At 73.0% G+C, this 20296-nt stretch carries 14 protein-coding genes; 6 read left to right on the forward strand and 8 right to left on the reverse strand.

Annotated elements, in window-relative coordinates; genetic code table 11:
• The first annotated feature begins 46 nt into the window (after positions 1-46).
• The gene (locus ACFWYW_RS07210) at positions 47-3115 is read left to right on the forward strand and encodes a BTAD domain-containing putative transcriptional regulator (RefSeq protein WP_379611663.1); all 3069 of its coding nucleotides are present in this window, start codon (positions 47-49) and stop codon (positions 3113-3115) included.
• Between the two features lie 6 nt (positions 3116-3121).
• On the opposite strand, the gene ACFWYW_RS07215 is transcribed toward ACFWYW_RS07210, so the two are convergent.
• From ACFWYW_RS07215 to ACFWYW_RS07240, 6 genes are all read right to left on the reverse strand, one after another.
• Positions 3122-5380 (reverse strand): DPP IV N-terminal domain-containing protein, encoded by a 2259-nt coding sequence (locus tag ACFWYW_RS07215; RefSeq protein ID WP_379611662.1) that lies wholly within the window; start codon positions 5378-5380, stop codon positions 3122-3124.
• Positions 5367-6869, reverse strand: a complete 1503-nt coding sequence (locus ACFWYW_RS07220; protein WP_379611661.1) for an MFS transporter — start codon at positions 6867-6869, stop codon at positions 5367-5369. Before ACFWYW_RS07220 ends, ACFWYW_RS07215 begins: the two co-directional genes overlap by 14 nt.
• Positions 6870-6969: 100 nt before the next feature.
• Positions 6970-7833, reverse strand: a complete 864-nt coding sequence (mmuM, locus tag ACFWYW_RS07225; RefSeq protein WP_379611660.1) for a homocysteine S-methyltransferase — start codon at positions 7831-7833, stop codon at positions 6970-6972.
• A gap of 18 nt (positions 7834-7851) precedes the next feature.
• Positions 7852-10092, reverse strand: a complete 2241-nt coding sequence (locus tag ACFWYW_RS07230) for an arylsulfatase (RefSeq protein WP_379611659.1) — start codon at positions 10090-10092, stop codon at positions 7852-7854.
• Positions 10093-10425: 333 nt separating this feature from the next.
• Positions 10426-12765 carry a VIT domain-containing protein gene (locus ACFWYW_RS07235; protein ID WP_379611658.1) on the reverse strand — a complete coding sequence of 780 codons (2340 nt, stop codon included), beginning with the start codon at positions 12763-12765 and terminating at the stop codon, positions 10426-10428.
• The gene (locus ACFWYW_RS07240) at positions 12762-13541 is read right to left on the reverse strand and encodes a helix-turn-helix domain-containing protein (protein WP_379611657.1); all 780 of its coding nucleotides are present in this window, start codon (positions 13539-13541) and stop codon (positions 12762-12764) included. The genes ACFWYW_RS07235 and ACFWYW_RS07240 overlap by 4 nt, the downstream gene beginning before the upstream one ends.
• A 103-nt stretch (positions 13542-13644) precedes the next feature.
• Between ACFWYW_RS07240 and ACFWYW_RS07245 the strand changes: the two genes are divergently transcribed.
• Positions 13645-14112 carry a Dps family protein gene (locus ACFWYW_RS07245; RefSeq protein WP_379611656.1) on the forward strand — a complete coding sequence of 156 codons (468 nt, stop codon included), beginning with the start codon at positions 13645-13647 and terminating at the stop codon, positions 14110-14112.
• A 33-nt stretch (positions 14113-14145) separates the two neighbouring features.
• Here the strand turns inward: ACFWYW_RS07245 and ACFWYW_RS07250 are convergent, their stop codons facing one another.
• Positions 14146-16539 (reverse strand): P-loop NTPase fold protein, encoded by a 2394-nt coding sequence (locus tag ACFWYW_RS07250; RefSeq protein ID WP_379611655.1) that lies wholly within the window; start codon positions 16537-16539, stop codon positions 14146-14148.
• A 101-nt stretch (positions 16540-16640) separates the two neighbouring features.
• Here ACFWYW_RS07250 and ACFWYW_RS07255 point away from each other — a divergent pair, with 101 nt between their 5' ends.
• Complete coding sequence (locus ACFWYW_RS07255) at positions 16641-17675, forward strand: alkaline phosphatase PhoX (RefSeq protein ID WP_379611653.1); 1035 nt, start codon at positions 16641-16643, stop codon at positions 17673-17675.
• 44 nt (positions 17676-17719) lie between these two features.
• Entirely contained in the window at positions 17720-18175 is a 456-nt protein-coding gene (locus ACFWYW_RS07260) for a MarR family winged helix-turn-helix transcriptional regulator (RefSeq protein ID WP_379611652.1), read from the forward strand.
• Here ACFWYW_RS07260 and ACFWYW_RS07265 read toward each other — a convergent pair.
• The gene (locus ACFWYW_RS07265; RefSeq protein ID WP_379611651.1) at positions 18172-18879 is read right to left on the reverse strand and encodes a lysophospholipid acyltransferase family protein; all 708 of its coding nucleotides are present in this window, start codon (positions 18877-18879) and stop codon (positions 18172-18174) included. The two genes, ACFWYW_RS07260 and ACFWYW_RS07265, sit on opposite strands and share 4 nt — an antisense overlap.
• Positions 18880-19036: 157 nt before the next feature.
• On the opposite strand from ACFWYW_RS07265, the gene ACFWYW_RS07270 reads away from it, so the two are divergent.
• Together ACFWYW_RS07270 and ACFWYW_RS07275 are read left to right on the forward strand one after the other, a co-directional pair.
• Positions 19037-19795, forward strand: a complete 759-nt coding sequence (locus ACFWYW_RS07270) for an alpha/beta hydrolase (protein WP_379611650.1) — start codon at positions 19037-19039, stop codon at positions 19793-19795.
• Positions 19796-19820: 25 nt separating this feature from the next.
• Positions 19821-20288 carry a hypothetical protein gene (locus ACFWYW_RS07275; RefSeq protein ID WP_379631131.1) on the forward strand — a complete coding sequence of 156 codons (468 nt, stop codon included), beginning with the start codon at positions 19821-19823 and terminating at the stop codon, positions 20286-20288.
• The last annotated feature ends 8 nt before the right edge of the window (positions 20289-20296 follow it).

Consider the following 20296-nt stretch of genomic DNA (forward strand, 5'->3'; position numbering starts at 1 on the left):
AGGGCACCGGACTCGTCGCGCTCACACGTTCTGAGAAGGTGGTGGGGTGCGGATCGAGCTACTGGGACGGGTGCGGGCGGTCGGCGACGACGGGTCGCCGCTGGAGATACGCGGTGCCAGGCTGCGCGTCCTGCTGGCCAGGCTCGCCCTCGACCCGGGCCGGGTCGTCCCGGCGGACGCGCTGGTCGACGACCTCTGGGCCGCCGGCCTGCCGGCGGACGCCGCCAACGCCCTGCAGGCGCTGGTGTCCCGGCTGCGCAAGGCGTTGGGCGGCCCCGAGACGGTCGAGTCGGTCGCCGGCGGCTACCGGCTCGCGGCGCGGGCCGAGGACGTGGACGCGCACCGCTTCGAGGACCTGCTCGCCCGCGGCAGGAAGGAACTGGCCGCCGACCGGCCGCAGGCCGCGTCCACCCTGCTCACCGAGGCGCTCGGGTTGTGGCGCGGACCGGCGCTCGAGGATCTGGACGGCGCCGCGTTCGCCGGGGCGTCCGCGGCCCGGCTGGAGGAGCTGCGGGCGGCGGCGGCCGAGGAGCGGTTCGAGGCGGAGCTGCGGCTGGGCAGGCACGCCGAGGTCCTGGCCGACCTGGAGGCGGCCGGCGCCCGCCATCCGCTGCGCGAGCGGCTGGCCGTCCTGCGGATGCGGGCGCTGACCTCGGCGGGACGGCAGGCCGAGGCGCTGGCCGTGTACGAGAACGTCAGGGCGGCGCTGGCCGACCAGCTGGGCGTCGATCCCGGCCAGGAGCTGCGCGAGGCCCACCTGGCCGTGCTGCGCGGCTCCTACGACCGGCCGGCCGCCCGCGCGGAACCCCGGCTGCCGGCCCGCCTGACCAGCTTCGTCGGCCGCGACGAGGAACTGCGCACGGTGCTCACGCTAATGGAGGGCTCCCGGCTGGTCACCGTCGTGGGCCCCGGCGGCGCGGGCAAGACCCGGCTGGCGGTGGAGGCGGTGGTCCGGCACCGGGCCTACCGCGACGGCCGGCTGTGGTTCGTGCCGCTGGCGGGGGTGGAGACGGCCGACCGGCTGGCCGACGCGGTGCTCGGCGCGCTCAGGTCGGCCGACCTCCGGCCGCCTGAGGGGCGTCCGCTGCCGGCCGATCCGGCCGGGCAGGTGGCCGAGCTGCTCGCGGGCGGGGAGGCGGTGCTGGTGCTCGACAACTGCGAGCGGCTGGTGGACGGCGTCGCCGAGCTGGTCTACGCGTTGCTGGGGCGGCTGCCGTACCTCATCGTGCTGGCCGTGAGCAGGGAGCCGCTGGCGATCACGGGCGAGGCGCTGTGCCCGCTCGGCCCGCTGGGGCGGGAGGCGGCGGCGCGGCTGTTCACCGACCGGGCGCTCAGCGTGCGGCCGGGGCTCGCGCCCGACCCGGAGGCGGTCGCGGACATCTGCCGGCGGCTGGACGGGCTGCCGCTCGCGCTGGAGCTGGCGGCGGCCCGGCTGCGCTCGATGAGCGTCGAGCAGGTCGCGCGCCGGCTGGACGACCGGTTCCGGCTGCTCACCTCGGGTGACCGGGTCGCGCTGCCGCACCAGCGGACGCTGCACGCGGTGGTCCAGTGGAGCTGGGACCTGCTGAGCGAGCCGGAGCGGGCGCTGGCCAGGCGCTTCTCGGTGTTCCAGGGCGGCGTGGACGAGGGGGCGGTCTCGGCGGTCTGCGCCGAGCAGGACGGCCCTTACGTCCTGGACGCGCTGGTCGAGAAGTCGATCGTGGAGGCGGCCGGCGGCCGGTACCGGATGCTGGAGACGGTCAGGGCCTTCGCCGCCGGCGAGCTGGCGCGCAGCGGCGAGCAGGAGGCGGTCCGCGACCGGCTGATCGGCCACTTCACCCGGCTGGCGGAGGCGAAGGAGCCGCTCCTGCACACGCGCGACCAGCTCGACGCGTTCGCGGTCTTCGACGCCGAGTACGACAACGTGGTGGTGGCGCTGCGCTCGGCGGTCGCGGCCGGGGACGCCAGTGCCGCGGCCCGGCTGACCGTTTCGCTGTTCTGGTACTGGAACGTCCGCTACGACGCCAGGGCCGAGAGCTTCATGGCCGAGGCGCTCCAGCTCGGCGAGGCGGTCCCGGAACGACCGCGGGCGGCCATCGCCGCGATGCACGAGCTGGCCAACGACCGCTCGTGGTTCCCCAGCGCCGAGCGGATCCGCACGCTGATCGGCGACTGCGTGCGCACCGGCGCCCTGGAGGAGTATTGGGTGCTCGTGCCGGTCATCCTCGGCACCGCGTTCACCCAGGGCCTGGACGATCTGGCGGAACGGGAGCTGCGGCGCGCGCTGGAGCACCGCGAGCCCTGGGTCCGGGCGTGCGCGCACTGGGTCGAGGCTTTCGTCCTGGTCGAGCGGGGCGACTGGCGGGCCGGCACCCGGGCGCGGGCCAAGGCCCTGCGCGGGTTCGAGGAGCTGGGCGAACGCTACGGCATGGCCTGGACCCTGCTCGCCGCCGCCCAGGCCGCCTCCGTCGACGGCGACCACGGCACGGCGCTCGAGCACTACCGGCGCGGCGTGCGCGTGGCCACCGAGCTCGGCGCGGGCGAGGAGATCTGGCACCGTACCTGGCTGGCCGCCGAGCTCGTGCGCGCCGGCGACGCCGCCTCCGCCTGGCGCGAGATCGAGGCGGTACGGCGGCGCGCGGAAGGCGGCGTGCGGCGGCACTCCGAGATGGAGCTGCACCGCCGTGTCGCCGACCTGCACCGCCGGGCCGGCGAGCTGGACCAGGCCGAACGCGCCCTCGACGACATGGAGGCGCTCGCCCGCGAGCTGTCGGTCGAGGAGGAGGCGATCGTGGACCTGGTGGCGCCGGACCGGATGGCCATCCTGCTGGCGGCCGGGCAGGCCGAGCGGGCCCGCGCGCTGCTGCCCTCGGCGGTCAGCGGCACCGCCGCGCAGGGCGCCGCCGCGAGCGGCGCGGAACTGCTGGCCCGGCTGCTCCTGCTGGAGGGCGATCCGGCGGGCGCCGCCACCGCGCTGGGCCTGAGCGCGGCGGTCCGCGGCGCCTTCGACCGCGGTGAGCCCGAACTGGCCGCCCTGGCCGGGGAACTGCGGGAACGCCTCGGCGCCCCGGAGTACGACCGCGCGTACCGCCGGGGCGCCGGGCTGTCGCGGCAGGAGGCGCTGTCGCGGCTGTGACCGCCGTCAGAACCAGGCGGCCAGCAGCTCCGCGTCGAACACCATCGGCGCGATCCGGTGCTCCGGCGGCTCGGCGCCCATCACGTGCCGCACCAGGAAGTCCCACCTGCGGCGGGCGACGTGGTGCTCGTAGCCGAAGAACAGGTGCTCGGCCCCGGGCACGATCAGCATCTCGACGTCCTTGTCCAGCATGATCAGCCGTTCGGCCAGCCGCATCGTCTGGTCGGGCAGCACGTTGGGGTCCATGGCGCCGTGGATCAGCAGCAGCTTGCCGCGCAGCCGTTCGGCGTGGTCGACGGTGGAGACTCCGGCGTAGTCGGCCTCGCCCCTCATGCCGTGGTAGAGCTCGCCGTACCCGGCGTGGGTGTAGCGCAGGTCCTGGTTGCCGCAGCTGGAGACGCCGGCCCTGTACAGCTCGGGGTACTCCAGCATGGCGCGCACGGCCTGGTGGCCGCCGGCGGAGGCGCCGGCGACGCCCACACGGTCCATGTCCATCCACGGCCTGGTCTCCGCCAGTTGCCGCAGCGCGGCGGCGTGGTCGGCAGGGTCGCCCAGGTTGCCGAGCGAGGCGTCGGAGAACGCCTTGTCCCTGCCCGGTGAGCCGCGCCCGTCGAGCGCGACCACGACGAACCCGAGCGCGGCCATGCCCTCGGCCTCGTAGCCGTAGTAGCCCTGGTCGAAGGTGGGCTGGACGCGGTTGGTCTGCGGCCCGGGGTAGGGGTGGTCGATGACCGGGTAGCGCAGCTCGGGATCGAAACCGTGGGGCAGGTGGAGCAGGCCGTACAGGGCGGTACGGCCGTCGGCGGCCTTGACGCGGAACGGCTCGGGCGGGGTCCAGCCGGTCGCGCGCAGGGCCGTGATGTCGGCACGCTCCAGTTCGGCCAGGATGTGGCCGTCCCAGTGGCGCACGGTCGTCACCGGCGGCGTGCCGGTGGTGGAGGCCGAGTCGACGAAGCAGGATTTGTCCGGCGCGACGACGACCTCGTGGTCCAGGTCGTCGGCGGTGAGCCGGGCGAACCCGTTGCCGTCCAGCCCGATCCGGCAGACCGTGCGGCGGTACGGGTGCCCGGCGACCAGGCCGGAGGCGGTGAAGTAGACGACCCGGCGGGACTCGTCCACGTGCAGGATCTGGCGTACCGCCCAGGTGCCCGAGGTGATCTGGCCCTGGAGCGTGCCGTCGGCGCCGTACAGGTAGAGGTGCCCCCAGCCGTCGCGCTGCGAGTACCACAGCACCTCGGCGCCGCCGGAGATCACCTCGGCCATGGGCGGCTGGCCCTCCGCCCACTGGTTCGGCTCGACGCGGGTCCTGCCGGTCTCGGTGAGGAGCGTGTCCACCCGGCCGGTGACCGGGTCGAGGCGGCGCAGCGACAGGCCGTGCCCGTCGCGGGTCTGGTGCAGGTAGTACACGGTGCGGCCGTCGGGCGACCACCACACCCAGCGCGTCATGATCGGCGAGACGACCGACATCGGCAGCGGCTCGGCCTGGGCGCGGACGACGGAGCCGGTCGTGATGTCGAGGACGACGAGCTCGGCCAGCGGGATCCGCTCGTCGCCGGGGTGGGCGTAGCGCTGGGTGTGCAAAATCGGGGGCCCGTGGTCGGCGGGCAGCGCCTCGACGAAGGCGTTGCGGCGCACGCCGCGCTGGTCGGTGCGGTGGGTGACCACCCGGGTGCCGTCCGGGGACCAGGCGGCGGCGGGCGGCATGGTGGGGAACCCGAGCCGGCGTACCAGCACGGAGTTCTGCCACCAGTCGGGGCCGGTGCCGTACTCGCGGTCCGGCTCGCCGTCGGAGGTCAGCGCCCGCTCCCGGCCGCCGTCGAGCTCGCGCAGCCACAGGTTGTGGTCGCGGCGGAAGAGCGCGCGCGCCCCGCCGGGCGCGACGAGCTCGACGAAGGCCGCCGCCGGTCGCGGCCGGGCGCGCTCCACCGCGTAGGTGTCCAGGGCACAGCGCCAGTACTCGCCGAACGCACCGAACCCGGCCGCTCCCCCGTCCAGCTCGATGGCGGTGAACGGCAGCGCCGCCGCGTCCACCTCCCGCCCCGAGGCCTTGGCCAGCGCCTCGGCCAGGCGGGAGTGGTCGAAGGCCGGCTCGCGGGTCCCTGCGGCCGGGTCCACGAGCAGGAACCGGCCGGCGGCCCGGTACCAGAAGCGCGGCCCGCCGCCGATCCACATGGGCCGCACCTTGGCGCCGGTGACGAGCTCGTGCCGGTGGTGGGGCAGCAGCTTCTCGGCGCTCCGGTAGGCGGTGACGTCAAGGTGTCGCATAGTCCTCTTCCTTTCCCTGCTCGACGGGAGCGGCGGGAGCGGCGGGACGGCGGAGCCCGACGAGGGCGAAGACGGTCCCGGCCACCGACAGCACGGTGGCCACGAGGCTCACGAGGGACATGGACGACAGGAACGCCTCACGCGCGGCCTGCGCCAGCCCGTCGGAGCCGGTCGCGGCGGCCACGGCCAGCGCGTCGGTCAGCGAGACCCGGGCGGCTTCCGGCGCGGACTCCGGCAGCGCGGAGGTGTAGCCGAGCGAGAGCACGCTGCCGAGCACGGCCACCCCCATGGCCGTGCCGCCCTGCTGGATGGTGTCGTTGACCGCCGAGCCCACCCCCGCGTGCTCGCGCGGGATGGCGCCCATGAGCGTGGCGTAGATGGACGGGCTGGCGATGCCGGTGCCGACGCCCATCAGCGTCAGCGACACGGCCAGCAGCGGGTACCCGTCGCCGGGGCCGATGGAGGCCAGGACGGCCTGCGCGGCGGCGACGACCAGCATGCCCGCCACGATCAGCGTCTTGTTGCTGAGCCGCTTGCCCAACGTGGCGCCGACGACGTTGAAGACGAGCACCGCGATGGCCATCGGCACGAACGCCAGCGCCGCCGTCATGGCCCCGTAGCCGAGGACGAGCTGGAGGAACTGGGTCAGGGCCAGCTGCATCGCGGCCGTGGAGAACACCAGCAGCACCACCGACAGGGCGGCCACGGTGAAGTCGCGGTTGCGGAAGATCCCCAGCGGCAGCATCGGATGCTCCGTGCGCGCCTCCCACCACGCGAACCCGCCCAGCATGATCACGGCGCCCCCCAGCGCCACGATCACCGGCGCCGACCAGCCCTCGTGCGGCAGCGAGATGATCGCCCAGACCAGCGCCGCCATCCCGACGACCGACAGCAGCACGCCCGCCGGATCAGCGCGTCGTGCCGGCCCCCGAGACTCCGGCACGACGACGAAGACGCCGATGAGGGCGGCCACCACGAGCGGCACGTTGACCAGGAAGACCGCGCCCCACCAGAACTGCTGGAGCAGCAGCCCGCCGAGCGTGGGGCCGGCCACGAGGCCGACGATGCTGACCATGCCCCACACCGACATCGCCTTGCGCCGCTCCGACTCCTCGAAGACGACGATGACGATGGACATGGTGCTGGGCATCGCCAGCGCGCCGCCGAGGCCCATGACCGCGCGGCAGGCGATCAGCTGCCAGGGCTCGCTCGCGAACGTGGCGAGCAGGGACGCGGCGCCGAGGACGACCAGCCCGAGGATCAGCATTCTGCGGCGGCCGAAGCGGTCGGACAGGCTGCCGGCGGTGATCAGCATCCCGGCGAAGACCAGGATGTAGGCGTCCAGGATCCACTGGACGTCGGCGGGGCCGGCTCCCAGCTCACGCATGAACGAGGGGATCGCCAGCGTGAGGATCATGTTGTCGACGGTCAGGACCAGCAGCGCCGTACACAGAACGCCGAGAATCCACCATCGGCGTGGATGAGACATCGGGAACTCCCCCGGATCGTTGGGATCGATTGCGTCCCCAACGATGCGGCGCGGAGCTGACGCGGACCTGACGACCCGGAGCCGCCCCTGTCAGGCGTCGTCAGCCGACGCCGGCGGCCACGTGCCTGATGTGCTCGGGAGTGGTACGGCAGCAGCCCCCGATGAGGGAGGCGCCCAGCTCCTGCCATTCCTTGGCCGCCTGGCCGAACTCCATCGGGTCGGACAGGCCCAGCCAGCGGCGGTTCTCGGCGTCCCAGGTCTCGCCCGAGTTCGGGTAGACGACGACCGGCAGCTCGGTCAGCCGGGAGATCAGGCCGGGGATGTGGCGGGGCGCGGTGCAGTTGACGCCGACCGCCACCACCTGCGGGTTGCCGGAGAACAGCGCGGCCGCCTCGGTGATCGGGGTGCCGTCGTTGAGGTGCGCCTCGTCCCGGCAGGAGAAGCTCACCCAGACCTTGACCTGTGGCGTCTCCCGCAGCAGGCGGGCGATCGCGCGCGCCTCCGGATAGGAGGGGATGGTCTCGACGGCCATCATGTCGGGCTCGGCGGCCGCCAGGATCTCCCAGCGCGGCTCGTGCCAGGCGCGCAGGCCGTCCTCGTCGAGGTCGTAGTCACCGGTGTACTCGGCGCCGTTGGCCAGGTAGGCGCCGTAGGGGCCCACGGAGGCGGCGACCAGGCCGCCGCCGGCCTCGTCGCGGGCCTGCGCGGCCAGCTCCACCGACAACGTGATCAGCCGCGCGGCCTCCGCACCGTCCAGCCCGCGGGCCATGAAGCCGTGCACCGAGGCCTGGTAGCTGGCCGTGGTGGCGACGTCGGCGCCGGCCGCGAAGTAGGCGGCGTGCACGGCGCGGATCAGGTCGGGGTTCTCCAGGAGCAGCCGTGCCGACCAGAGCTCGTCGCGCAGGTCGGCGCCGAGCGCTTCGAGGTGGGTGGCCAGGCCACCGTCCAGGACGAGGGTTTTCACCTCAACAGCCTATTCGCCCTATTCAAAGCGTAAGCCGATCTCCCTGACCAGATCCACGAAGTTCGCCCCCGCGTCCGGCGCGACGTCACCCGGTGTATAACACACCTCACGCAACCGCCCGCTGAACGGGAAGGGCCCATGGCGTTCGAACACCTCCCACGATACCGGCGAGCGCCGGTCGGCCCCCACGTCGATGCCCTCCATCGGGCAGAACGCCGCCAGCATCGGCAGTCCGGCCAGCTTCCCGCGTTCCCGGCCGTCCACCCGGACCGCCGCCTCCCACACCCAGTCGCCCGGCGCGCGCACCTCCACCTCGATCCGCTCTCCCGGCGGTCCGGCCCGCAGCTCGCGTAACTCTCCGTAGCCGTTGTGGAGGAAGACGACCTCGCCGTCCTCCACGTACAGCAGGTAGCCGCCGCCCTGGCCGCCGTGCGCCACCAGCACGCCCTGTCCCGGCTCCGCGACGGTCACCGTGATCGTGAACGAGCGCCACTGGATCAGCTGCAGTGCCCGCCAGCGCTCCAGCGTGGGGACGGGGGGCGTCAGCCGTACCGGGGAGGGGTCCTGCTGCCACGGCGGGCGCAGCAGGTACCGCAGGCGCGAGCCCTCGTCGAGCGGGTAGACCTGGCCGTCGCGGGCGGCGCGCTCCCACGCCGCGGCGAGTTCGCGCACGAGCGCGGGGTGGCGGGCGGCGAGGTCGCGCGTCTGCGTGCGGTCCGACGGGCGGTGGTAGAGCTCCCACTCGTGCTCGCCGAACGGCGTCAGCGGCGCGTGCCTGGTCACGATCTCCCACTCGCCGCGCACGTGTCCGCGGTGTCCCTGCAGCTCCGTGTGCTGCTCCACATGATCGTGTACGGCCAGCGGATCGCGCAGCGCCTTCACCAGCGAGGTGCCCGAGCGCGGCAGCCCCTCGGCCGCCTCCACCCCGGTCAGCTCGATCAGCGTCGGCAGCACGTCGGTGACGTAGGCCCACTGGTGGCGCAGATCGCCGCGTCCGGGCAGCCCGTCCGGCCACGAGACGAGCAGGGGCACGGCGTGGCCGCCCGCGTGGGCGTTGCGCTTGTACAGGCGGAAGGGGGTGTTGGCGGCCATGGCCCAGCCGCGCGGGTAGTGCGACAGCGTGCGGGGGCCGCCGATGAGGTCGATCCTGGCCAGGTCGGCGGCGGGGTCCTCGCGGTCGTGGCGGCTGTTGGCCGACAGCAGCGTGCGCAGGTACTGGGTGGTCCCGTGCCGCTCGCCCTCGCGGGAGGCGCCGTTGTCGGAGGTGAACACGAAGATGGTGTTGTCGAGTTTGCCCAGCTCGCGCAGGGTCTGACGCAGGGCGCCGACGCTGCGGTCGATCCCGGCGATCATGGCGGCGTAGACCTCCATGTAGCGCTGGAACAGGCGGCGGGTGTCCGCGTCGAGTGAGTCCCAGGCCGGGACGTCGTCGCCGTCCTCGGCGTTGCGCTCCGGCAGGACGGTGCCCGCTGGATGGAGCCCCAGCTTCTGCTGACGGTCGAAGCGCCGCTGCCGGATGGCGTCCCATCCCGCGGCGTAGTGACCGGCGAACCGCGCGATGTCGGCCTCCGGGGCCTGCAGCGGCGCGTGGGCGGCGCCGTGGGCCAGGTAGAGGAAGAACGGCTGGTCGCCCGCCTGCCTGACCATCGCGACGGCCTCGCGGGTGAGGTCGTCGGTGAGGTGGTAGCCGTCCGGATAGCGGTCGACCTCGACGGCCGAGTTGTCGCGGATGAGGCGGTGCGGGTGGTGGAAGTTGGTGAACGCCTCCAGGAAGCCGTAGAAGCGGTCGAAGCCCCGCTGGAGGGGCCAGGCGTGGCGGGGACCGGCATCGGACATGTCGGAGTCCTTGGTCAGGTGCCACTTGCCGACGGCCAGCGTGAGCCAGCCCGCGTCCCTGAAGATCTCCGCCATGGTGAACGCCGCGCGGGCCGGCTCCCCCGCGTACCCGGGGAACCCGGGATCGGAGTTGGCCACATGCCCGACGCCCGCGCGGTGCGGGTCGACACCGGTGAGCAGGGCCGCCCTGGTCGGGGAGCACATGGGGGTGACGTGGAAGTCGGTCCACTGGGTGCCGTGGGCGGCCAGCTCGTCGAGGTGGGGCGTGGGGATCTCCGACCCGTAGCAGCCCAGGTCGGCGAAGCCCACGTCGTCCACCAGGACCAGCACGATGTTGGGCGCCCCGGGCCCCGGCGACGGGCGCGGCGGCCACCAGGACTCGGAACCGGCGAACGTCCGCCCGACACGCCCCTGAAACTCCATGGTTCGGGTTATAACCCGAAAGATCACCCCAACCAAGCCCCAGCCGATCACAAGCGCCCCACGGACCGGCCCACCAAGCAGTCAGCCCACCCTTCTCCGCGATCCGCAGCGGAGCCGTCCGCTGGCGACCCGCGGCCACCGGTTGGCCACAGCACCGACCTGCGGCATTCCGGGCACCGCACCACCCGGGGCGGCTGTCCCGCGATCACAGAACCCACGAATCCCACCGGCCCGACCGGGTGCACCCATGACGCCGGGCACGATGTGTCGCGAGCGCGGAGACCCCCCGGCCCGTGGGCGCCGGGTTGTGGTCCCGGCGCCCTCAGCGGGTGGTCAGGGGCGCTTCCAGAAGGCGGTTCTGGAGGCGCCGCCCGAGCTGCCTCCGTCCGAGGTCAGGGAGGTGAGTACCTCGATGGCGCGGGCCCACAGGGCGGCCACGTCGGCGCCCGGCCGGTCGGCGGACTCCAGCTCGCGGGCCAGTGCCGCCAGTTCCGCGTGCCCGCCCAGGAAGGCCGCGAGCACCGCCAGCCGGGAGGCCAGGTCGGCCAGGTACAGCGGGTCGGGTACGCCTCGTGCCGCCTTCAGGCGGTCCAGTTCGGCCACGAGCTGGGGGCGTACCGCGTCGAGGGAGTGACGCACCGCGCCCGGGGCCATGGGCCGGGCGGCGGGCATGGCCCGCGCGAAGCCCCGTCCGCGCTTCATCGCCTGGCCGCCGCCCGTGGGAGGAGGCGTGGTGAAGCCGCGCGGACCGGCGGAACCGCCCGCGCCGCCGTAGCTCGCGATGCCGTCGGAGGCCTCGTGGATCTCGGCGACCGGACCGGACAGGGGCGAACCGGGCGCCGGCATGGTGAAGGCGGCCGCGGCCATCGGGGCGGCGGCGGGCATGTCCCAGCCGCGTGGCATCTCGACCGGCTGTACCACCCGGTGCTCCGGTCCGCCCTCGGCGACCTGCCGGGTGTCGGCGGCCACGTAGGCGGTGAAGCGGCACAGCACGCCGTACTCCAGAGAGGTCCGCACGATCTGGCCCTCCAGCTCGTGCTCGCCCATCGCGTAGCGGTCCTCCAGCTCGCGCAGGTGGGCGCGGGCCCAGACGGCCCTGAGCGCGGGGTTGTCCACGACGGTCGCGGGCACCTGCTCCTCCCACGGCGCGCCCGCGGCCAGCCCGCGCACGGTCACGGCGGCGGCCTCGCGGTAGCGGCCGTACACGCGCAGCGGCACCCCGGGGAAGATCGAGCCCAGGTGCGTGACGGTGCCCGGCTCGGTCTCCAGGCCCTTCAGCGACAGATCGGTCACCAGCGGCGCGCCGATCCTGCGGTGGATCTGCTCCATGGCGGCGTCGAGCCGGTCCTCCGACTCGACCAGCTCGCAGCGGCCGGCGCCGAGACCGGCCAGGCGGCTCAGGAACCCGGCGTTGACCGCCTGGTCGATGCCGACCGTGTGCACCCGCATGGCCGACAGCGCGCCGCCGGTCCGCTCCAGGATCTGGTCCTCGTTGCCGACCTGGCCGTCGGTGACCAGGACGATCACGCGTTCGCGGGTCGTCTCGCCGAGGAGGGCGATCGCGTGGCGCAGGGGTTCGAGGAGCTCGGTGCCGCCGCGCGCGTCCATGCGCGACAGGTGCTCGACGGCGCGGTAGCGGTTGCGGTCGCTCGCCTCGCGCAGGCCGTCGAAGGCCGCCTCGACGTAGGAGTCGAAGGCGAGTACGGCGAAGCGGTCCTGGTCGGTGAGCGTGTCGACGATGCGGGAGGCGGCGCGGCGGGCGGCGACCATCTTCCAGCCGCTCATGCTGCCCGAGCGGTCGAGCAGCAGCACCAGGTCCCGCGGCGTACGCGTCCCGGCCGGCGGCGGTGGCACCACGGTGAGCGCGAACGTCCCGGCGCCGTCGAGCTGCAGCGCTGTCGAGGCGTCGAACCCGAGGCGCAGGATGAAGTCCCGGTCCAGCCGTTCGCCCGGCTCCAGGCTGAGGCGGTCGCCCTCCCGCCGGACCAGGTGCAGGCTGGAGGCCAGCTCGCGCAGGTCCAGGCCGGCGGCGTCCACGTCGACCGTGAGCGACAGCCGTACCGGATTCGGGAAGCCCGGCAGCAGCACCGGCGGCGAGATGCGGGAGGCGTCCGGGACCGCGTCGGTGTCGGGCACCACGCCGTCACCCGCGGGCGCCCCGTCCAGCGGCGTGCCGGGAACGTAGCGCGGCGCGACCACCAGCGGGAAACGGAAGGTGGCGGCGCCGTCCTCGTAGGGAAGCGGCTGGCTCAGCGTGAGCCGGACGGTGACCCGCTCGCCCGGCACGATGTTGCCCACCCGGATCGTGAACACATCCGGCCGGTCCTCCTCCGCGATCGCCGCCCGCCGCCCCTCGCGCAGCGCCTGGTCGTAGTCGGCCCTGGCTTCACCGCGTTCCTTGAGCACACCCTCGATCACCCGGTCGTCGGCCTCCATGCGGAAGGCGGTGACGGCGGCACGGTCAGGCAGCGGGAAGACGTAGGTGGCCTCCAGAGGCACCTCGAACGGGTTCCTGAACCCCTGCGCGACCTCCACCCGCGCGACCAGCCCCGAGATCGAGGCGGCCACGTCGACGCTCTCCAGCGGGAGGTTGCCGCGCTCGGTCTCCAGCGCCCCCAGCCCGGCGTCGGGCAGCGGCAGGCAGCGGGCCGGATCGAGAGAAGTGATCTTCATGTGAGCTTCCTCTCCTGTAGCACCTGAAGAAGCGGTCCGGCCGCGGCGAGGACTGCCTCGATGTCATCGTCTGTGGGGGTACGGCCGCCGCCATCCAGCACCAGCGCCACCCCAGGCGCCAGCCACACCCCAGAAACCCGCCCACTCCCTTGCCCGGACCCCCGACCGGGTCGCCCGGCGGCTTCGTGAACAACATCCGGCCCGGCTTGGCGGGCAACCTCCCGCCCGCTATCCGGAGCGGCCTCTCCCGCGGTTTCCCTGGCGGCATCCCCCGCGAGCCCATGGGCAGCCTCCCGCGCAGAACCCGGGGAGGGTACGCCCGGGGCCGGTGTGGTGGGTGCCGGTGGGGCGTATGGGGTCGGCTCTGTCGTGGGGCGAGAGGCCCAGAAGCGGGGGCGGGGGCCCTCGTCTCGGGTCCCGTCGGGAAGGTCGCCATCCAGGCTTCCGCCCGGGTCGCTGCCCGGAGGCTCCAGGTGGGCGGTGGCCTCCAGCGTGGCGTCGGTGGCGCCGGTCAGGCGGGTTTGGATCTCGGCGATCGAGTGGCCCTCGGCCTGCAGGCGTTTGACCGCCACGACCTGAAGCAGGTGCCGCCTGCCGTACTGGGCGAGGCGGCCGCGTCTGGTCAGGGGCGGGTCGACGAGGCCGATGGTCGTGTACCAGCGGATGAGACGCTCGCCGGGCACCTCGCGGATCCGGCCGTTGGCGCGCTGGAGACCGGGCCGCAGCGCGTCCGCCGCCCGCTCCGCCAGCTCGCCGATGGTCCAGGTATCCCTCATACCCTCACAATTACACTGTCATTATTACAGTGTCAACGGCGGAAGAATCGGGCAGCAAGATCTGTTGAAACAGACGAAGCGGATTTAGAAGGAGGATTCAGATATGGCAGCGATCACCGGACCTCTCTCCGGAGACGCCAAGAAGGTCGTGGCCGACGCGCTCCAGAGCGCGCTGGTGGACCTCATCGACCTCTCCCTCGTCGCCAAGCAGGCGCACTGGAACGTCATCGGCGCGCACTTCCGCCCCCTGCACCTGCAGCTCGACGAACTCGTCGCGATCACGCGCGAGCACGCCGACACGCTCGCCGAGCGGGCCGTGGCGCTGGGGCTGAACCCGGACGGCCGGGCCGCCACCGTCGCCGGCACCACGAAGCTGAGTCAGCCCGAGCGGGCGTGGATCGAGGACGGCAAGGTCGTCGCCCTGTTCACCGACATCCTCGAAGGCGTCATCCAGCGTCTGCGCCAGCACATCGCGGCCACCGACGAGCCGGACCCGGTCACCCAGGACCTGCTCATCGCGCTCACGCAGGACATCGAGAAGCAGCACTGGATGTTCCAGGCCCAGCGCTAGCGACAGGCCCAACGCCTGGAGACAGGCCCAGCGCTAAAGCAGCGTGCGAGCCAATGCGGCGATCGGCGGCCGGGTGGCCAGGAGCTGGCGCAACGCCTCCTCCTCAGCCAGCCCGGCCTCCGCCATCGTGCGCGCCCACCCGTCGCCGTCGCACGCCAGCGCCGCCTCCTCCAGCCGTTCGAGCACCGTGGCCCCCGGATGCGCCTCCTGCGCCAGCGCCCACAACAGGTGCGGCCACCTGATCGTCAGCGCCGCCACCTTGGCCACGCACTCGTCACCGTGATGCGGCTGCCCGGCCAGATGGCGGCGGTAGGTGATGAAGGAGTAGAAGCGGAACACGTTCAGGTACCGCTTCACCTCGCGCGGATTGGTCAGGTTGAGCGCGGGCAGCGCCGTCTCCACGGCCCGGCAGGCCCGCTCGTCGCTGTAGAGCTCGTCGAACACCCGGTCGGCGGCCCTGGCCGCGGCGAGGGAGGCCGCCTCGGACGGCCCCGCCGCCGCCCGCGCGCTGCGGGCCGCCTGGTCCAGCGTCTCGATCGTCGGCGACAGGCTGCGGATCGCCGTCTCCAGCCGGTCGACGAGTTCCGCCCTCGGCTCCGGCACGGGCTGGGTGAGGGGCGCGGACGAGCGCAGCCCCAGCACCTCCTTGATGTAGTCGGGTGCGCCCTCGTCCAGTGACGGGACGCTCAACGGCAGCTGAACGATCTTCTCCAGGAAACGCCAGCCGAGCCGGTAGGTGCGCTCGTCGGGCAGCGTCCCCATCAGCTCCCGGTAGGCCAGCCCGACGTGCGCCGCGACCACCTCGGGCTCCATGCCCAGCACGAACACGCAGTTGCCGAAGTCACCGGCCACGAACAGGTTGATCGCCTCGATCACCTGCGACACCGTGCCGGGCGAGCATCGGTCGAGGTCGTCGACGAAGACCACCAGCGGGCGTTCCTCGGTGGCGACCAGGTCCAGGACCCGCCGCATGTCGCCCTGGACCAGGTGCAGCAGCCCGGCCTGGTTGCGGTAGCCCTGGTCGGCCACGCCGAAGCGGGACAGCGGATCGGGCTGGCGCACCAGCGGGCCGAAGGCGCCGTCGGCCGACTCGGCCAGGAACCTCGCCATCCGCATCACCCCCGCGCCCACCGAGGCCAGGCAGCCGGCCGAGGCGACGGCGGCAGCCGTACCCTGCAAGGAGGGGAACAGGGCGCTGGCGGCCACGCAGGCGGCGGTGACCAGCCCCGTGGCCAGCAGCCCGAGCGCCACGGGCGCGAGGCGGGTCAGCGCCAGCCAGTACATGCGCCGGCGCACCTCCTCGGTGTCGATGCGCGACAGGTTCAGCTCCAGCCAGAAGCGCTCGCGCTCGGCGCCCGGCAGCCGGCCGGTGATCTGGCTGATGATCTCGTGCGCGAGCCCGGCCCAGACCTGCTCGCCGTTCTGGTACATCCAGGGGTTGAACCACACCGTCGGCCGCCATCCCGCGTCCGCGGGCGCCTGCGCGCACGCGTCGGCGGGCCGCCGCACGCGCAGCCGGCCGAGCACGTCGAGGTTGGTCAGCCTCCCCGTACGGCGCCGCAACCGCAGCCCGCCCGACCCGGACGGATCCAGCAGTTCCTGCACCATCCGCATGAGCGAGGTCTTGCCCGCCCCCCACGGCCCCTTGATGCCGATCGTCAGCGGCGGCGAGGTGTCCCGATGCCGCAGGAACGCCGCGATCGCCTCAGCGTAGACGCGGTGGCCCAGCCGGTCGTCGAGCGTCCAGCGGTCGGAGGCCAGCAGCGTGCGCGGCCGTACGGCCCGCCGCTGGGCGTCCCTGCGCCGCCTGGCCGGATCGGCCGTGAACCGCTGCCCGGTGCCGACCGGCACGTGCGCGATGTCGCCGTGGCTGAAGAGCATCGCGGTCAGCCCCGAGCCCGCGTACCTGGCGGTGGCCAGTTCGTGCAGGTCGGCGATGGTGACGGGCCCATCGGCGGCCAGCAGCGCGTCGGCCAGCACCCCGGTCAGGCTGGGCGCGCTACCGGGCCGGTCGCTCGTGGAGGCCATGGAGGCGGTCAGGGCGGCGGCGGCGACGGGCGGATCGCCGGGTACGTTCAGCCGGGCCTCGCCGTCGCCGTTGACGACCCAGCCGAAGTCCACGACCAGCACGAGCGCGGCGGCGGGCGAGTCGCCGAGGCGGCGGCCGAAGTCCACGATGAGCCGCGTGAACGAACTCGGCGCCCATCCGGCGCCCGACGGCCAGCGCACCAGCAGCAGTTCGTCCGGCTGGGCCGAGGTCAGGAACGCCGCCAGCTCCCGCGGGGCCGCGTCGGCGGCCTCCACGGTGCGCACGTCGTATCCGGTCATGCGCAGCGCTCTGGCCAGGCGGGGCGCCGACGGTGTCCCGTCGAGGTAGACCAGGGCCCTGCGTGTCTTGATCGCGGGCGCCAGCCGTAGTGCTGTCATGATCGAAATGTGCCGACTCCGCGGTACCGGTGGCCCCAGGTTTGCGGAGAGTTTGGTCTTGCGAGTACCTCCCATTCACGTCGGTGCGATCGACTGACGGCATGTTGCCCAGCACGCCCCTCCGCGCGAGCGCCGTCGTGGCGGTGGGCACGCTCCGGCAGGGTACGGCCCGCGCCGGCGCCGGCCCGTACGGGCCGCTGCTGCCGCCCAACGGCGACGGGCTCGCGCTCCCCGAGGGGTTCACCAGCCGGATCGTCGCGAGAAGCGGGCGGAAGGTGGCCGGCCTGAAGTGGCACGCGGCGCCCGCCGGCGGCGCCTGCTTCCCCGACGGCGACGGCTGGATCTATGTCTCCAACTCGAAGGTCCCCCTGCTGGGCGGGGCCTCCGCGCTGTGCTTCGGCGCCAACGGCACCGTGATCGAGGCCTACCGCGTCCTGCCGGGCACCACGCTCAACTCCGCCGGCGGCGCGACACCGTGGAACACCTGGCTGTCGTGCGAGGAGACGGAGAACGGCCGCGTGTTCGAGTGCGACCCGTACGGCGAGCGCGCCGCCCGCCCACGCCTGGCGATGGGCAGGTTCCGGCACGGGGCGGTGGCCTGCGACCCGGAGCGCCAGGTGGTGTACCTGACCGAGGCCGAGCCCGACGGCTGCTTCTACCGCTTCCGCCCCCGCGACTGGGCCGACCTCACGGAGGGCACGCTGGAGGTGCTCACCACCAGTGGCGCGTGGCGTCCGGTGCCCCATCCGGCGGCGCCGGTCGAGCCGACCCGCTTCCAGGTGCCCGACGCGCTGCGCTTCGACGGCGCGGGAGGCTGCCGCTACGCGGACGGGATCTGCTCGTTCACCAGCGAGGGCGACGGCCGGGTGTGGAGCTACGCGGCCGGCACCGGCCGGCTGGAGCCGGTCCGCGACGTGAACCAGGACGGCGGCGCCATGGAGATCAGCGTGATCACCCGCGCCGGGGAGGTGGCGCCCTTCGCCCGGCTGGAGGGGCACGGCCACTCCGAGCCGGCCGGTCCCGCCTTCAGCCCGGACGGCACCCGCCTCTACTTCTCCTCCCAGCGCGGCCGCACGGGGGCCAGGGCCGGCACCGACGGGCACACGTTCGAGGTGACCGGCCCGTTCCGCGCGTGAGAGGTGATCGCGCGGGCGCCCGCCCGGGGTGGTGCAATGGTGGGGTGACACAGACACGGTGGCTCGACGCGACGGAGGCGGCCGCCTGGCGGGCCTTCCTGTTCACCGCGCATCTGCTCGAACGGCGCATCGAGGAGCAGCTGAAGACGGAGGCCGGCCTGACGCATCCGCAGTACGAGATCCTCGTGCGGCTGTCCGACGAGCCTGACCGGCGGCTGCGGATGACGCAGCTGGCCAGGGAGGTCGTAGTCACCAAGAGCGCGCTGACCTACCAGATCACCCAGCTGGAGAAGGCGGGGCTGGTGGAGCGCACCACCTGCCCCTCCGACGACCGGGGCGTGCTGGCGGTGCTGACCGACGACGGCCTGCGCTGCCTGGAGCGCACCGCGCCCGGCCACGTGGACGTGGTGCGCGAGTACCTCATCGACCATCTCACGCCCGACGAGCTGCGCACGATGACGCAGGCGCTGCTCAAGGCGCAGGCGGTGCTGCGGGACTAGGACTGCTGGCGCGCCGCGCGGGCGGCGCGCTCGATCTCGACCCTGGCGCTGGCGGCGTACTTGTCGACGTACTCCTGGCCGGACAGCTCCATGAGCGCGTACATGATCTCGTCGGTGACCGCCCGCAGCACGAGCCGGTCCTCCTCCATGCCGTAGTAGCGTGAGAAGTCGAGCGGCTTGCCGAAGCGCACGCCCGGCCGGATGCCGAGCTTGGGCAGGGCGCGGCCGGGCGGCATCATCTCGTAGGTGTTGACCATCGCCCACGGGATGACCGGGACGCGCGACTCCAGGGCCATGCGGGCCACGCCGGTCTTGCCCTTGTAGAGGCGGCCGTCGGGCGAGCGGGTGCCCTCGGGGTAGATGCCGAGGACGTTGCCCTCGCGCAGGATGCGCTTGCCGGTACGCAGGGCGGCTTCGCTGGCCTTGCCGCCGGAGCGGTCGATGGGTACGGTGCCGACCCCGCTGAAGAACATCCGGGTGAAGAAGCCCTTGAGTCCCCGGCCGGTGAAGTAGTCGGACTTGCCGAGCGAGATGACCTTACGGCGGAGCTGGAGCGGACCGAAGAAGTGGTCGGCGAACGACAGGTGGTTGCCGGCCAGGATCGCCGGGCCGTGCTTGGGAACGTTCTCGACGCCCTCTGCCCAGGGGCGGAACACCACGTGGAGGATCGGCGCCAAGATGGCCTTGACCACCCAATAGAACACCCGGCCACCCCTTCGCGAATCTGGTTCTGTGAGCAGAGTCATCTTCGCATCCCAGGGCCGATGCTCCTACACATGCTCTCGCACAACGGCGATAACCGTGCGACGATCGGGCAATTCCGGGATGAATTACAACCACGCCGATGTTGTGGGAGCTGTCATGCCGCTCATGTCTGGCGCTGAGCCATACCACCACGAGGCCGGTCCGGTCGGCGTGTTGTTATGCCACGGATTCACCGGCACGCCGCAGTCGCTGCGGCCGTGGGGTGAGTTCCTCGCCGGGCACGGGCTGAGCGTGTCGCTGCCACGCCAGCCGGGACACGGCACGACGTGGCAGGAGATGAACCGCACCCGCTGGGAGGATTGGTACGCCGAGGTGGAGAAGGCGTTCCAGGATCTTCTCGGACGGTGCTCGGAGGTGTTCGTGGCCGGGTTGTCGCTGGGCGGCTGCCTCGCGCTGCGGCTGGCGGAGGTCCACGGACCGGCGGTGAAGGGGGTGGTGGCGGTCAACCCGTCGATCGCCCTCGACGTGCCGCTGCTCAGGCTGGCGCCGGTGCTCAAGTGGATCCTGCCGTCGGTGCCCGGAGTGGCCAACGACGTCAAGAAGCCCGGGGTGCGGGAGCTGGCGTACACGCGGACCCCGGTGAAGGCGGCGGCGTCGCTGCCGAGGTTGTGGTCCCTGGTCCAGGCGGACCTGACCAAGGTCACGCAGCCGCTGCTGGTGTACCACAGCACCGATGATCATGTAGTCAAGCCGACATCGGTCGGGATACTACGACAAGTCCTCAAACACGCGACGATCGAGGAACTCTCCGATAGCTACCATGTTGCGACGCTGGATAATGATGCCGACAGGATCTTTGCCGGGAGCCTCGACTTCATCCGGACACATGCCTCGGTACCCTTGCAGAGGGACTGAACGCACCCAGGGGGAAGGCGCGTAGGTGACGCCCCAGAGTGACGAGGACGAGGTCTGGCGTCAGATCGTCGCGTCCTTCAACGAGACAGCCGAGCGCGACTCGGCCGACCAACCATGGCCCGACAGCGAGAACGTGCCGGAGGAGCCGACCCGGCGGGTGGTGCGTCCGCCTGAGTTCCGCGAGGTCGACACCGACCTCGCCGAGCCCGAAGGCGAGACCGAGCCTGTGCGCGAGGAGGAGGAAGAGGGGCATTACGTGCCGCCTCCCCCGCCCCCCCTGCCCAAGCTCGACCTGCCCACCAAACTGGCCTGGGTGGCGCTGTTCGGCGGCCCCGCCTATCTGCTGCTGGCCGCGATGGCCGAGTGGGAGATGGAGGGCTGGGCGCTGTTCACCGCCGTGGCCGCCTTCATCGGCGGCTTCGTGGCGCTGGTGGTGCGGATGGGCGACGGCCCGCCCAACGACTCGGGCTGGGACGACGGCGCGGTCCTGTAGCGCCCGCC

This window comes from Nonomuraea sp. NPDC059023 (genome assembly GCF_042740095.1).
Classification (GTDB): domain Bacteria; phylum Actinomycetota; class Actinomycetes; order Streptosporangiales; family Streptosporangiaceae; genus Nonomuraea.